This is a genomic window from Streptomyces sp. NBC_01384 (assembly GCF_045040035.1).
GTDB lineage: Bacteria > Actinomycetota > Actinomycetes > Streptomycetales > Streptomycetaceae > Streptomyces.
On sequence record NZ_CP109559.1, the window covers coordinates 7,909,433 to 7,923,527 of the forward strand.

Sequence of the window (14,095 nt, forward strand, 5' to 3'; positions counted from 1 at the left end):
CCAAACCTCCACGCAAGATTCGACAATGCGCCCGTTTGAGAGCGCTCTCCGGAGCAGTCCTCACCCCCCACTGGAGAAGGACGACGCTGTGCAGCGAACCCTGAAATGCCTCCTGCCCCTGTGGCTCACGGCTCTTGTGGCCGCCCTTCTCGTGGCCGGTGTGCCGCCGGCCCGCGCGGCGACGGCCACGACGATCACGGTGGACGGCGGTCAAGGCGGCCGGACGTTCGACGGGATCGGCGCGATCAGCGGCGGCGGGGGCAACTCCCGGCTGCTGCGGGACTATCCGGCCGCCCAGCAGTCGCAGATCCTGGACTACCTGTTCAAGCCCGGGTACGGCGCGAACCTGCAACTGCTGAAACTGGAGATCGGCGGGGACGCCAACTCCACCGACGGCGCCGAGCCGTCCATCGAGCACACCAAGGGCCAGATCAACTGCGACGCCGGCTACGAGTTCTGGCTCGCCGAGCAGGCCAAGGCCCGCAACCCGAACATCAAACTCTACGGTCTGGCCTGGGCCGCCCCGGGCTGGATCAACGGCGGGTTCTGGTCCACCGACACGATCAACTACCTGATCTCCTGGCTGGGTTGTGCCAAGCAGCACGGTCTGACCATCAGTTACCTCGGCGGCTGGAACGAGCGGGGCCACGACGCCGACTGGTACGTCCAGTTGCGGTCCGCGCTGGACAACGCCGGATACGGCAGCCTGCAGATCGTCGCCGACGACTCCGGCTGGAGCGTCGCGGACGACATGGCGGGCAACACCTCGTTCAACAACGCCGTGTCGGTCATCGGCGCACACTACCCCTGCCAGGGCGGTGACGGCGGCAACGCCAACACCTGCTCCAGCACCACCACCGCGCAGAACAACGGCAAGCCGCTGTGGGCGTCGGAGAACGGCTCGCTGGACATGGACGCCGGAGCGCCGGCGCTGATCCGCTCGATCGTGCGCGGCTATGTCGACGCGCGGATGACCGCGTACCTCAACTGGCCGCTGGTCGCGGCGGTCTACCCCAACCTGCCGTTCGGCACGGTCGGCCTGTCCACCGCCAACTCTCCGTGGTCCGGGCACTACGCGATCGGCGAGGAGACCTGGGCGACCGCGCAGGTCACCCAATTCGCCCAGCCGGGCTGGAAGTTCATCGACTCCGCGTCCGGCTACCTCGGCGGCACCGAGTCCAACGGCACCTACACGACGCTGAAGTCGGCCAACGGGTCCGACTACTCCACGGTCTTGGAGACCACCACCGCCACCGCCGCGCAGACGGTCGACGTGCAGGTGAAGGGTGGCCTGTCCACCGGCGCGGTGCATGTGTGGGCGACCCGGGTGAACAGCCCCAGCCCGGCCACCGACTTCGTGCACACACAGGACATCACCCCGACCGGAGGCGCGTACTCCCTGACGCTGCAACCAGGTTGGATCTACACGGTCACCACGACCACCGGGCAGGGCATGGGCACCGCCACCGCGCCCGCCGCCCACGCCCTCGCGCTGCCCTACAGCGACACGTTCGACAACGATGCCACCGGCACCGAGGCCGGCTATCTGTCCGACATGCAGGGCGCGTTCGAGGCACGTCCGTGCGCCGACGGCCGTACGGGACAGTGTGTGCAGCAGGTGACCCCGGTCAAACCGATCGAGTGGCAGGACGACTCCGACGCCTTCTCGCTGCTCGGCGATCCGACGTGGACCGACTACACCGTCAAGGCGGACGTCAACCTGCAACAGGCCGGTACCGTCGAGCTGTTGGGCCGGGCCAACACCCAGAACCGTCCGCAGAGCCACCAGGCCGCCTATCTGCTGCGGGTGAGTGACACCGGTGCCTGGTCCATCGTGAAGAGTTCGGCGGCCGGCACCCTGACCACGCTGGCCTCCGGCACCCGGGCGGCGCTGGGCACGCACGCGTGGCACACCCTCGCGCTCGGCTTCTCCGGTGACCAGATCGCCGCCACCGCCGACGGCGCCAACCTCGGTACCACCAACGACAGTTCCTACTCGGCGGGACAGATCGGCATCGGTGTGGTCGGCTACCAGACCGACCAGTTCGACAACCTGTCCGTCACCGCCAACCCGCCGGGCAACCACGGCGGCATCCTCAAGGGCCGCCAGTCCGGCCTGTGCGCGGACGTGCCCGGGGCGAGCCAGACCAACGGAACCCAACTCGCGCTCTGGGACTGCACCGGCGCCACCAACCAGTCCTTCACCCTGACGCCCGCCGGCCAACTCACGGTCTACGGCGGCGCGAAGTGCGTGGGCGTCAAGGGCGGCGCCACGGCCGACGGCACCCCGGCGCAGATCTCCGACTGCGACAGCTCGGCGGCCCAGAAGTGGACCGTCAACAGCGACGGCACGGTGGTCAACCCCACCTCGGGCAAATGCCTGGACGCCACCGCGGGCGGCAGAACCCCTGGCACCCCGCTGGAGATCTGGACCTGCACCGGCGGTACGAACCAGAACTGGATCCGCGGCGCGGTCTCGGGGGCCGTCAAGGGTCAGGAGTCGGGCCGCTGCGTCGATGTCCCCGGCTTCAGCCAGACCAACGGCGCCAAGCCTGCCCTGTGGGACTGCAACGGCGGCACCAACCAGACCTGGACCTCCTCCACCACCAACCAGCTGACCGTCTACGACTCCAAGTGCCTGGAGGTCACCGGCGGTGCCACCGCCGACGGCAGCCCGGTGGAGATCTGGGACTGCGACGGGGGTGCCAACCAGCAGTGGCGGGTGCGGTCCGACGGCAGCGTGCTCAACGTCGGCTCCGGCAAGTGCCTGGACGCGGTCGGCCACGGTACGGCCAACAGCACGGCGCTGGAGATCTGGACCTGTAACGGCGGCGCCAACCAGATCTGGCGGCTGTCCTAGCCTCCCCTGCCCCCGCCGGGCCGTAGCCGCCCCACTTGTGCTCACGGCCCGGCGGGCCTCCTCCCGGCGTCGCCTGCTTGGCACTTCGGCGGCACCGTACGGCCCGGCGCCGACGACGCGCGTTGCACGCTGCTTGGCCGCACGACACATCGCAGTCCGCGCGTAACCCGGATCCCCGTCATCCGACGATCGCGTCGCCGGCTGTTGTCACCACCCGTCGTCACCACCCGTCTTCACCACCACTCACCTCGATGAAGGAGGCCCATGCCCACCACCCCGCTCAGACGCCTGCTGCAAAGCTGCCTGACGGCACTGCTGTTGCCCCTGGCACTCCTGGTCGTGCCGGCGCACGCCGCGGCCGCGGCCACCGGCTGGACCGTCACCGGCCCTTCCGCGGGCTCCCCGACCGCCGCACAGGTCACGCTGGACAACGGCACCCTCACCTTCGCCGCCTCCAGCCACGGCCAGACCGTGCTGTCACCGTCCCCGATAGGCATCCGCACCAGCGCCGCCGACCTGACGAAAGACCTGACGTTCCTGCAGCGCAGCGACCGGACGGTCACCGAGTCGTACACGATGACCACGGGCAAGCAGCGCAACCGGCAGACCGCCTACACCGAGACGACCCTGTCCTTCTCGGGTACCGGCGGCGCCCGGCTCGACGTCGTGGTCCGCGCCTCGGACACCGGTGTGGCCTACCGTTACGTGCTGCCGGGCAGCGGATCGGTGACCGTGACCGGCGAGGCGTCGTCGTGGACGGTCCCGGCCTCCTCCAACGCATGGCTCGTGCCGCCCGACAGCGAGGACCAGGGCCAGTGGTTCGCCACCACAGCCGGCGGCGCCCCCACCAACACGTACCACCTGCCCGCGCTCTTCCAGGTCGGCGACGCCTACGCGCTGGTGGCCGAGACGGACCTCGACGGCCGGTACGCCGCCTCCTACCTGACCCACACGTCCGGCTCCGCCACCTACACCGCCCAGCTGGCGAGCGGGATCACCACCACGCTGCCCCTGTCGACGCCGTGGCGCACGGCGGCCATCGGTGACCTGGCGAGTGTCACCCAGTCCACGATCGTCGACGACCTGGCCACGCCCTCCAAGGTCACCGACACCTCCTGGATCAAGCCCGGCGCCGTCGCCTGGTCCTGGCTGAGCGAACACAGCAGCCCGTCCAGCGAGGACCGGCAGAAGCAGTACATCGACTTCGCCCAGCGCCACGGCTGGAGCTATGTCCTCATCGACGAGGGCTGGTCGTCCTCCTGGGTACCGGACGTCGTGTCCTACGCCAAGGCCAGAGGCGTCCAGGTCATCCTCTGGTTCAACTCCTCCGATCTGCGCACCGCGGCACAGCGCGCCCAGTGGCTGCCGCAGGTCAAGAACTGGGGAGTGGCCGGGGTGAAGATCGACTTCGTCGACGAGTACAGCCAGGCGACCCTGCAGTGGTACGACGCCGTCCTCGCGCAGACCGCGGACCTGCAGCTGATGGTCAACTTCCACGGCACCGCCATGCCGCGCGGCATGCAGCGCACCTGGCCCCAAGTGGTCGCTGCCGAGGCGGTGTACGGCTCGGAACAGTTCCACAACCGCGCCGTCTTCGACACCATCCTGCCCTACACCCGGAACGTGATCTCCAGCATGGACTTCACTCCCGTGGTGTTCAGCATGACCGGCCGTGACACCACCGACGCCTACGAACTGGCCACCTCCGTCGTGTTCGAGTCCGGCTGGCAGCACTTCGCCGACAGCCCCGAGAGCTACGAGGCACACCCCGAGGCGCTCCGCATCCTCGACCAGCTCCCCACCGCCTGGGACGAGACACGCCTGCTCGGCGGCAGCCCCGGAAAGGAGACGTACCTGGCCCGTCGCGCCGGCGGGCGCTGGTTCGTCGGCGGCATCTCGGCCCTGTCCGCCAAGACCTTCCAGACCCCGTTGTCCTTCCTCGGCGCCGGACAGTGGCTGGCCGAGACGGTCCGCGACGGCTCCGGCGGCCTGACCCACGAGACCCGCGTCGTCACCGGCTCCGACATCCTGTCGGTACCGGAGGCCACCAACGGCGGCTTCGTGACGGCACTGTGCCCCTACACGTCCGGCATGTCGACCTGCTCCACCCGGGGCCAGGCCGGCGCGCTGAAGGGCAGCCAGTCCGGCCTGTGCGCGGACGTGCCGGGGGCGAGCCAGACCAACGGCACCCAGGTCGCGCTGTGGGACTGCCACGGCCAGGCCAACCAGACCTGGACCGCCTCCCCGACCGGGCAGTTGACGGTCTACGGCGGGGCGAAGTGCCTGGACGTCAAGGGTGGCGCCACGACCGACGGCACGGCGGTGCAGATCTACGACTGCAACAGCTCGGCGGCCCAGCAGTGGACCGTCAACAGCGACGGTACGGTGGTCAATCCCAACTCGGGCAAGTGCCTGGACGCCGCCGGGGGCGGCACCACCACCGGCACCCTGCTGCAGATCTGGACCTGCAACGGCGGCACCAACCAGACCTGGTACCGCGCCAACACCACCGCCGCCTACCAGGAGAAGCAGTCCGGCCGATGCCTGGACCTGCCCGGCGGCAACCAGGCCAACGGCACCCGTCCGGCGCTGTGGGACTGCAACAGCGGCACCAACCAGACCTGGTTCTCCACGGTGAGCGGTGAACTGACCGTCTTCGCCAACCGCTGCCTGGAGGCGGCCGGAGGAGCCACCGCCAACGGCACCGCCGTACAGATCCACGACTGCGACGGCACCTACGGCCAGAAGTGGCAGGTCCGCTCCGACGGCACGATCGTCAACCTCGCCTCCGGCACCTGCCTGGACGCGATCGACGGCGGCACCGCCAACGGCACCCAACTGCAGCTGTGGACCTGTAACGGCGGTACCAACCAGGTGTGGACCAGGAGCTGACAGCCCGTGCACCTTCACCCTCCCCAGCACGCCACCAGCCCGAAGGAATCCGTATGAGATCACCGTTCACGGCGGCCGGCGCAGCCGAGCGCCGTGCCGCACGCGGCCTGGCTCTCGGACTGACCGCTCTTCTGCTGGCCGTCGCGGCCCTGGTGGGACTTCCCCGTCCCGCCCAGGCCGCGTCGGCGGGCGTGGCGGTGTACCCGGTCGCGTCGATCTACCCGGCGTCGACGGACTACACGCTCACCGTCAACGGAACGTCCGTCCCCGTCACCAAGTACCCGGGGTACGACATCGCCCAGTTCGCCCTCGGCACCGGCACCGCCACCATGGCGGTGACCAAGACCAACAACACCGACATCGGCTCGTACAGCATCAGTCCGCAGAAGCTGAACATCAGCGGGTCGGTCAGCGGCCCGACCCTGACCTTCACCGTGCAGCACGACGACTACCTGATCGTGAAACTGGACGGCCGCCCCAACCTGGTGATCGCGGCCGACCCGCAGGAGTCCGACCGCCCGTCGTCCTCCGGCACCGGCGTCTTCAACGTGCAGAGCGCCCCGTACAACGTGCAGCCGAACACCGGCGCCTACACCACGACGGCCTTCCAGACCGCACTGGACGACGCCGCCGCGTGGGGCTCCGCCAACGGCGGGCAGGGCGTCGTCTACGTGCCCGCCGGTGTCTACACGCTGGGCAACCTGTACCTGCGGAGCAATCTCGCCCTCTACCTCGCCCCCGGTGCGGTGCTCCGCTACACCGGGGAGGCCGACCACTACGTGGTGGACGGGCACAAGGACTCCCAGGGGCGCGACCTCACCTGGTTCATCTCCACCCGCTACTCGTCGTCGAACATCAAGATCTACGGCCGGGGGATCATCGACGGCAACGGGGCGGCCTCGCTCAAGCCCGGCAACCTGGGCGTGAACCTCCTCATGCCCATCTACACCGACGGATTCACGGTCGACGGCATCACGTTCCGGGAGTCGAGCAGCTGGGCGGTCATCCCGTTGCGGTCCTCGAACCTGACGTTCCGCGACATCAAGCTCTTCAACAGGTTCGACATGGGCGAGAACGACGGGATCGACGTCACCGAGTCCACGAACGTCACCGTCACCCACGCGATCGGCATCGCGCTCGACGACCCGTTCAGCACGAAGACCTGGGGCGATGTCGCCGACATCTACAAGTCCGTCCCCGGTACCGCACGCCCGTTGAAGAACGTCACCTTCGACGACCTGGTCTCCTGGACCTACTGCTACGGGGTCAAGGTGGGCCAGGGCGTCATCCAGTCGCAGGACGGCGTCACGTTCCGGCACGTCGTCGTCTACGACGCCGCCGTGGGCATCGGCGTCCATCACAAGTACGGAGCGTCGGGCGCCACGCACATCCGCTTCGACGACATCGACATCGAGCGGCTGGACTTCACCAACGACGACAACAGGACATGGCTGGCCCTGATGACCGGCAACACCCAGGGCGTCGGCCCGGTCACGGGCGTCACGATCTCCAACGTCAAGGTCCGCAACGCCGGCACCACGGCCGCGCGCATCAACGGCCGGCCCGGTGCCCCCATCACCGGGGTCACCCTGAGCAACATCGTGATGCCGGCGAGCACCACCGCCGCGACCACGCTCGCCCAGATGAACCTCACCAACCTCTCGGACTACGGCCCCGTCACGATCACGCCGTAGGCACCTACCTTTCGAGCGCTGATCTCCCGCTCGCCACCGGTCGCAGGAGTGCTGGGGCCGGCGGCGGCGGTGTTCGGCGTCCTCCGCGGGCACCCCGCGGGGTCCCGGACCGCCGCCTGGGATGTGGCAGGCAAATCACTTGTGTATGACCGTGCTAGGAAGGCTCGACGAGCTGTCCCGCCGCCGCGGCCGTCGAATTCCAGGAAGACGGCCTGCCTGTACTGGAACACCGAGAGGAACCCCGTCAGCTTGCGGTAGTCCCGCTCCCGGGCCCGAGGGCTGACGTCGCCCTTCTTGGCCTCCAGGACAAGGAGGTTGTGGTTGGGGCCGTCATGGCCGGGGTGATGGACGATCAGGTCTGGGTGGACCAGCCGCTCGTTTTCCCGGGTCTCGAAGTCCGGGAGGAACTTCTGCCTCAGTTCCTCCAGGCCGTCTGGATGCCAGCGGTTGTACTCCACGTCCACCTCCAGCCCTGATCCCACTGCTCGCCGCGATGGCGGTGGCCGCGACCGCCCCCGGCCACGTCACCGTTGTCGGCGCCACCCCCGCGGCCATCGCCGCGTTCCTTCACTCCAAGCCCGTCGGGGCCCTGTTCGGTGTCGGCCCGGCCACCGCCCGCACCCTCGGGGAGTACGGCATCCACCGCATCGGTGACCTCCTCGACGTTCCGCCGGGAACGCTGCAGCGCATCCTCGGCAAAGCCGCTGCCGTGACGCTGTCGGAGCGGCCCCGCGGCCTGGACCTGCGGCCCGTCACGACAGACGCGGCACCCAAATCCACCGGTATCACCTATGAGTTCGCCCACGACGAGCTCGAACCCGCCGCGCACCGCCGGGCCCTGCTCGACATCAGCGACCGTCTCAGACTGCGGCTGCGCACCACCCACCAGGTCGCCGCACGGCTCGCACTGAGCGTCTCCTACGCCGACGGCGCCACGACCCAGCGCTCATGCACGCTGCAGGAGTACACCGCGCAAACCCGGGCGCTCAGAGCTGCCGCCTACGACCTGTACGCCCGGCTCGGGCTCCAGCGTGCCCGCGTTCGCACGATCACCCTTCGCGCAGATCTCATCGATGCCCAAGGCGCCGTCCAGCAGCTGCTCCTGGACCCGGCGGACGGCAAGCGGCGCCGTATCGAGCGCGCCGCCGACCAGGCACGGGCCCGCTTCGGCGATCACGCGATCCGCCCGGGAACCCTCGCCCAGCGGGCTCAGCCGGTGCCGTATTGCACCGGATAGTGGATGACGACCGCACCGCCGGTGGCGTAGTTGGCGACATCGGCGGCCACCTGGCGGCCCTGCGGCGACGCTCTTGCCGCGGTCATTGCCGCAGCGTCAGCGAACTCGGCTTCGAAGACCGCGAAGTACGGCGTCTGTCCCTGTGTCGCTGCCACGTCGAAGCTGTAGCGCCACGCGAGCAGGCCGGGCAGGCGGGTGACCAGCGGGAGGTGGTTGGTCACGTAGTAGTCGCGGAAGTGGTCGGAGTCGGCGGGTTCGGGGTACAGGACCACCAGCTTGTGCATGACAGACCTCCGTTGAGCAGCGGGCGAGCAAAGCACTCCGGAGACGCCTCTGGCGCGGCCGTCATCGGTGCGTCCTGTCCAGCCAGTCGGCGATGAGGGGGAGGGCGTCTCTGAGGGTGTCGGCGCGGTGGTGTGCGCCGGCGAGTTCTTCGTCAGGGTGGGTGGTGCGGACTGCGATCACCGTCATGCCTGCGGCCCGGGCCGCTTCTACGCCGGCGGGCGCGTCCTCGATCACCAGGCAGTCGGGCGCCGGCACGTTGAGGAGCTGGGCCGCGCGTAGGTAGCCCTCCGGATCGGGTTTGCCGCGTCGGACCTGGCTGCTGTCGACCAGGATCGGAGGATCGGGTAGCCCGCCTGCGCGGAGGCGCTGCAGGACCGTGGGTGTTCGGCCTGAGGTGACGACGCCCCACCGCCGGTCCTGCAACAGGCGCAGCACCGCGGCGGCGTCGGGGTACACGGGAAAGCTGTCGCCTTCGTGGGCCATGAATTCCTTGATCAGCCGGTATTCAGCGGCGGCGTCGAGTTGTGGCGCCACTACCTGGATTGTGTCGACGGGCCGGCGGCCATGGGTGTGTGACCAGACCAGGTCTGGATCGAGGTTGCGGTGGGTTGCCCATCGGCTCCAGATCCGGCGGTATGCGGGGTACGAATCGACGAGCACGCCGTCGACGTCGAACAACACTGCCCTGTCGGTAGGGCTCGCGCCGATGTCGTGGAGGTGATGGAGCCCCTCGTGCGCGGCCTGCCGAACCATCCACAGGACGGTGCGGCGTTCGCGAGGGAGCAGGACGGCTGAGCGGCTCCACTGCAGTGCGCTGATCTCGCTCGCGAGGGCGGCGAACCGGTCAGCGTTGCGTTCGAGATCCAGCAGTACGGCGGTCAGCGTTTGCTGGTTGTAGGCGCCCTGCTCGGCGCGCTCGTCGTTGCGCATCGGTTCGAGGGTGGGCTCGTGCTCGGTCAGCGTGCGGCGGACTCGGGTGCCGTAGACGTCGTAGACGTCGCGGACATGGCAGGCGTACTCCAGCGCCGACCATACTCCGGGCGCCGGCCGCCGGCGCAGGACGTCGATCGGCAGGTGCAGCAGCCGGCGCCGGTACCGCGCGGGATGGCTGCGGATCAGCCCGAGGGCCGCCGACGGGGTCAGGTCGCCGTATCGCAGACCACACGATTCACAGTGGTGGCCCTCTTCCGGCAAGGGCGGGAGGGCCATCACACCGCCAGGCTCTGCAGTCGGCCGGCCGCGTGGACGGCCGGTGCCGGCCCGATCGACAGATCAATGCCCATTTTGGCGTACAGCGCAGTGCGTAAACGCCTCACGATGCCATCCCTGTCGCTTCGGAAATAGAACCAATACGCGGGACGGTACTGTATCGAAGATCGAAGCATCAAGAGGGGTGGCGCAGGCGATGACGATGCCCAGGCCGGGCCGGCCGGTACGCGGATCGAGTACCGGGCGACCCCTCATGGCCGCCCTCGACCTGTTCGGCCGCCGCTGGAACCTGCGCATCGTCTGGGAGCTGCAGCACGGGCCGGTCGGGTTCCGCGCGTTGCAGCAGCGCTGCGACAACATGTCCTCCAGCGTCCTGCGGCAACGGCTGACCGAGCTTCTTGACGCCCACCTCGTCGCCCAGCAGCCGGATGCGGCCTACACGCTCACCGATCTGGGCCGCGGCGCCTACCAGGCATTGCGCCCGCTCGCCCGTTGGTCCGACGTGTGGGCCTCGGCCCTGGGTGAGGACGGCGAAAAACCGATCCCGTGAAGCACCACCTCTGGCGCTTCTGAATCCGAATCGCTACCGTGCTTCTGAATCCGAATCACCTGGAGGGGCCATGGCTCGCATCCCGGCGCTCGAACCACCGTTCACGCCGGACGTGGAGGCGCAACTCGCCACGATGATGCCCGCCGGAATGCCTCCTATCGGCCTGTTCCGGACGTTCGCCAAGAACTTGCCGATGACCGTCGCGATGAGCAACTGGGGCAGGTACGAACTCGGCCGCGACCTGACCCTGACACTCCGCGAGCGGGAGGTCGTCATCCTGCGCACCTGCACGCGCTGCGGCTGCGAATACGAGTGGGGCGTCCACGTGATGGTCTTCGCTGAGCGTGCCGAACTCTCGCCGGCCGAGGTCACCTCACTCACCTGCGGCTCCCCTGACGATCCCTGCTGGACGGCCGGCCGCGAAGCCATGCTCATCCGGATGGTGGACGCCCTGCACGACTCGTGCGACGTCGACGACGAACTATGGCGATCCGCACAGGAGTTGCTCGACGAGCGGCAACTGCTCGACGTGCTACTGCTGTGCGGGTGGTACCACGCGATCTGCTTCGCCGCGCGCACCGCTCGCGTCGACCTCGAGCCCGGCGCTCCCCGCTTCGCCGACATCACGGCCGCCTGATGGCCGGCCCACCGATGGCAGTGGTAAACGCCTGTACCCGCGATGGGCAGGGCGGCAGCCCCACCGCGGTCATGATCGACGACGCCACGCTCACCGACGACGACCGGCACGCCACCGCCCGCAGGACCGGCACCTCCCACACCGCGTTCATCGACACCAGCACAGCGGACACGCCCACGGTGCGCTTCTTCGCCAGCGCCGGAGAACTCACGAACTGCGGCCATGGCACCATCGCCGCGCAAGCCGTCCTGCTGCACCGCAGCGGCGCCACCGAGCACCACGGGCGCCAGCGCACCGCAGGCCGCACCTTCGCCACGACCGCCATCCGCCGTCGCGACGGCGTCGAAGTCTGGTTTGACCAAGGCGTCATCGCCCTGGCGGACCACGCCGACGCCACCGGCGGTGGCATCATCGCGGCCCTCGGCCTGCAACGAGCGGACATCGCCGCCGGCGTACGGGGCGCTTCGCCCGGCACGCCACGACTTCTCGTCCCCGTCCGGGATCACCCGACACTGCTGTCCATGCAGCCCGACTTCGATCGGCTGGCAACCGAGTGTCGCCGACTCGGGTATCTCGGCTGCTTCACCTACGCACTCTCGCCGACCGGACGGCGAAGCCGTTGTCCAAGGCCGCTCGGTCCATGACGGACACCTAGGGCACCTGTCGAAACCCTGTCATCCCTCATGCGGCTGTTGCCCGTTCCTGCCGATCGTCACTACGGTGCTCATTGAGTTTTCACAAAAACCGATGGAAGGGTCTGTCATGCCCCTGCCAGAGCGCCACGCTGCACCGTTTCCGGCTGCGACTGCTTCCCGAACCGCTCCACCTGGTCGCTGAGCAGGCCCGCTCCGGCCGACCTCGCCTCGGTTAATGCCGCTCGAAGGTACGGTCCCCGCCTTTCCCGCAGCTCAGCCCCATTCGACCGGGCTTGTCGCCGCGTCGCGCACCACGGCATTGACCGGACCTTCCAGGCCGCAGCCCACTCGGGTGCCCACTGCCATCGCACTTCGGCCCGCGACGTGACCCATACGGGGACTGCGCCCGGCCGTCACGAGCCGCCACTCGACCGGACCTTGCTAGTTCTCACCCCCCACCAGTCTTCAGGCGCGTCCTCGCCCGGAGCGGAAAGAGATATCCATGAACTCCACGGACAGTGAGCCTTTCGACTACCTCGTGGTCGGCGGCGGCCCTGCGGGCCTCCAGCTCGGGCAGTTACTCCAGGCGGCCGGACACGGATACCGGATCCTGGAGAGTGGCCGAGCGCCAGGCACCTTCTTCCGTACGTTCCCCCGTCACCGCAAGCTGATCTCCATCAACAAGGTGCACAACGGCACCGACGATCCCGAGCTGAATCTCCGGATGGACTGGAACTCCCTGCTGTCCCCGGACGACCGGATGCTGTTCACCCGCTACAGCAAGCGTTACTTCCCGCACGCCGACGATCTGGTGCGTTACCTCGCCGACTTCGCCGAGGCGTTCAAGCTGGACATCGCCTACGACACCCGGGCGGAGCGGATCCAGCGTCACGACGACGGCTTCACCGTCACCGACCAGCACGGGCAGGAGCATCATGCCCGACGCCTGGTGATGGCCACCGGGCTCACCCGGCCCAACACCCCCGACATTCCCGGCATCGAGACCGCCGACGACTACTCCGTCGTCTCCGTGGACCCCGAGGACTTCATCGACCGGCGCGTCCTGATCATCGGGAAGGGCAACTCCGCCCTGGAGACCGCTGACAACCTTGTCGAGACCGCCGCAGTCATCCATGTCGCCGGCCCGCACTCCGTCCGCATGGCCTGGAACAGCCACTATGTCGGCCATCTCCGCGCGGTCAACAACAACTTCCTCGACACCTACCAACTCAAGTCGCAGAACGCTCTGTTGGACGGCAACGTACTCTCCGTCGAGAAGGACCCCGACGGCATGTACCGGGTCCGCTTCAGCTTCTCCCGGGCCGACGAGGTCGTGAAGGAGCTGCGCTACGACCGGGTGATCGTCTGCACCGGATTCCGCTTCGACGCCTCGGTGTTCGACCCGGAGTGCCGTCCCGCCCTGGTCATCGACGACCGCTTCGCCGCGCTCTCCCCGGCGTACGAGTCGGTGAACGTGCCCGGCCTCTACTTCGCCGGAACGCTCATGCAGCAGCGTGACTTCAAGAAGTCCACCGGTGGTTTCATCCACGGTTTCCGGTACGCCGTACGCGCCCTGAGCCACATCCTCGATGAACGTCATCACGAACGGCCTTGGCCGCAGCGGCATTTGGAGAGTAGCCCAGCCGCTCTGGCGGATGCCGTGGTGGACCGGGTCAACCGCAGCTCGGCACTGTGGCAACAGTTCGGTGTCCTTGGCGACGTGATCGTGACGGCACCCGGCGATCCGGTCCGCTACCACGAGGAGGTGCCGGTCGTGTATGCCCCCGAAAGCCAACTCACCGCGAGCAGCGACTACTTCACCGTCACGCTGGAGTACGGCCCCGACCACGACAAGGTCGACCCCTTCGACATCACCGTGCGCCGCACCGCCCAGAACTCGGTCGACGACGCCTTCGACGCGGCGTACCTCCACCCGGTGATCCGCCACCACGGCGGCGGCGAACTCCTCGGCACCCACCACATGGCCGAGAGCCTGGAGAACCACTGGGACCACCCGGAGGCCCATCGCGCCCCGTTGGCCGAGTTCTTCGCCCGTGAGCTGGGCCGTCGCCCGGCTCCGGCCGGGCGGTGAGCGG

10 protein-coding genes and 2 pseudogenes are annotated in these 14,095 nt (G+C 68.7%); 9 read left to right on the forward strand and 3 right to left on the reverse strand.

The annotated features are described in order from the left end of the window. Positions 1–25 precede the first annotated feature (25 nt). The 4 genes and pseudogenes from OG747_RS35880 to OG747_RS35895 form a co-directional block, all read left to right on the forward strand. A pseudogene (locus OG747_RS35880) lies at positions 26–2,452 on the forward strand (ricin-type beta-trefoil lectin domain protein); the annotation flags it as partial. Between the two features lie 9 nt (positions 2,453–2,461). Next, positions 2,462–2,848 (forward strand): annotated as a pseudogene (locus tag OG747_RS35885) (RICIN domain-containing protein); the annotation flags it as partial. A 276-nt stretch (positions 2,849–3,124) separates the two neighbouring features. Then, positions 3,125–5,752, forward strand: a complete 2,628-nt coding sequence (locus OG747_RS35890) for a glycoside hydrolase family 97 catalytic domain-containing protein (protein ID WP_405883498.1) — start codon at positions 3,125–3,127, stop codon at positions 5,750–5,752. 53 nt (positions 5,753–5,805) lie between these two features. Beyond that, complete coding sequence (locus OG747_RS35895) at positions 5,806–7,446, forward strand: glycosyl hydrolase family 28 protein (RefSeq protein ID WP_405883499.1); 1,641 nt, start codon at positions 5,806–5,808, stop codon at positions 7,444–7,446. Here OG747_RS35895 and OG747_RS35900 read toward each other — a convergent pair. After that, positions 7,419–7,904: a hypothetical protein gene (locus OG747_RS35900; RefSeq protein WP_405883500.1), complete on the reverse strand. Its 486-nt coding sequence runs from the start codon at positions 7,902–7,904 to the stop codon at positions 7,419–7,421. The two genes, OG747_RS35895 and OG747_RS35900, sit on opposite strands and share 28 nt — an antisense overlap. 35 nt (positions 7,905–7,939) lie before the next feature. On the opposite strand from OG747_RS35900, the gene OG747_RS35905 reads away from it, so the two are divergent. Next, positions 7,940–8,683 (forward strand): hypothetical protein, encoded by a 744-nt coding sequence (locus tag OG747_RS35905; protein ID WP_405883501.1) that lies wholly within the window; start codon positions 7,940–7,942, stop codon positions 8,681–8,683. Here the strand turns inward: OG747_RS35905 and OG747_RS35910 are convergent. Together OG747_RS35910 and OG747_RS35915 are read right to left on the reverse strand one after the other, a co-directional pair. After that, positions 8,656–8,967, reverse strand: coding sequence for an EthD family reductase (locus OG747_RS35910; protein WP_405883502.1), 312 nt, complete (start codon positions 8,965–8,967; stop codon positions 8,656–8,658). The genes OG747_RS35905 and OG747_RS35910 overlap by 28 nt on opposite strands. A 61-nt stretch (positions 8,968–9,028) precedes the next feature. After that, positions 9,029–10,177 carry an HAD-IA family hydrolase gene (locus tag OG747_RS35915; RefSeq protein ID WP_405885874.1) on the reverse strand — a complete coding sequence of 383 codons (1,149 nt, stop codon included), beginning with the start codon at positions 10,175–10,177 and terminating at the stop codon, positions 9,029–9,031. A 253-nt stretch (positions 10,178–10,430) separates the two neighbouring features. Here OG747_RS35915 and OG747_RS35920 point away from each other — a divergent pair, with 253 nt between their 5' ends. From OG747_RS35920 to OG747_RS35935, 4 genes are all read left to right on the forward strand, one after another. After that, the gene (locus OG747_RS35920) at positions 10,431–10,727 is read left to right on the forward strand and encodes a winged helix-turn-helix transcriptional regulator (RefSeq protein ID WP_405883503.1); all 297 of its coding nucleotides are present in this window, start codon (positions 10,431–10,433) and stop codon (positions 10,725–10,727) included. 70 nt (positions 10,728–10,797) lie between these two features. Next, complete coding sequence (locus OG747_RS35925) at positions 10,798–11,364, forward strand: carboxymuconolactone decarboxylase family protein (protein ID WP_405883504.1); 567 nt, start codon at positions 10,798–10,800, stop codon at positions 11,362–11,364. Between the two features lie 14 nt (positions 11,365–11,378). Beyond that, positions 11,379–12,008 carry a PhzF family phenazine biosynthesis protein gene (locus OG747_RS35930; RefSeq protein WP_405883505.1) on the forward strand — a complete coding sequence of 210 codons (630 nt, stop codon included), beginning with the start codon at positions 11,379–11,381 and terminating at the stop codon, positions 12,006–12,008. Positions 12,009–12,501: 493 nt separating this feature from the next. Further along, on the forward strand, positions 12,502–14,091 hold the full coding sequence (locus OG747_RS35935) for an NAD(P)-binding domain-containing protein (RefSeq protein WP_405883506.1): 1,590 nt from the start codon (positions 12,502–12,504) through the stop codon (positions 14,089–14,091). The last annotated feature ends 4 nt before the right edge of the window (positions 14,092–14,095 follow it).

Excerpts from the sequence above, each read along its gene's own strand:
- OG747_RS35920 (WP_405883503.1), top strand. The coding sequence starts at position 10,431 with ATGGCCGCCCTCGACCTGTTCGGCCGCCGCTGGAACCTGCGCATCGTC.
- OG747_RS35910 (WP_405883502.1), bottom strand. The coding sequence starts at position 8,967 with ATGCACAAGCTGGTGGTCCTGTACCCCGAACCCGCCGACTCCGACCAC.
- OG747_RS35930 (WP_405883505.1), top strand. The coding sequence starts at position 11,379 with ATGGCAGTGGTAAACGCCTGTACCCGCGATGGGCAGGGCGGCAGCCCC.
- OG747_RS35925 (WP_405883504.1), top strand. The coding sequence starts at position 10,798 with ATGGCTCGCATCCCGGCGCTCGAACCACCGTTCACGCCGGACGTGGAG.
- OG747_RS35915 (WP_405885874.1), bottom strand. The coding sequence starts at position 10,177 with ATGGCCCTCCCGCCCTTGCCGGAAGAGGGCCACCACTGTGAATCGTGT.
- OG747_RS35935 (WP_405883506.1), top strand. The coding sequence starts at position 12,502 with ATGAACTCCACGGACAGTGAGCCTTTCGACTACCTCGTGGTCGGCGGC.
- OG747_RS35905 (WP_405883501.1), top strand. The coding sequence starts at position 7,940 with ATGGCGGTGGCCGCGACCGCCCCCGGCCACGTCACCGTTGTCGGCGCC.
- OG747_RS35895 (WP_405883499.1), top strand. The coding sequence starts at position 5,806 with ATGAGATCACCGTTCACGGCGGCCGGCGCAGCCGAGCGCCGTGCCGCA.
- OG747_RS35890 (WP_405883498.1), top strand. The coding sequence starts at position 3,125 with ATGCCCACCACCCCGCTCAGACGCCTGCTGCAAAGCTGCCTGACGGCA.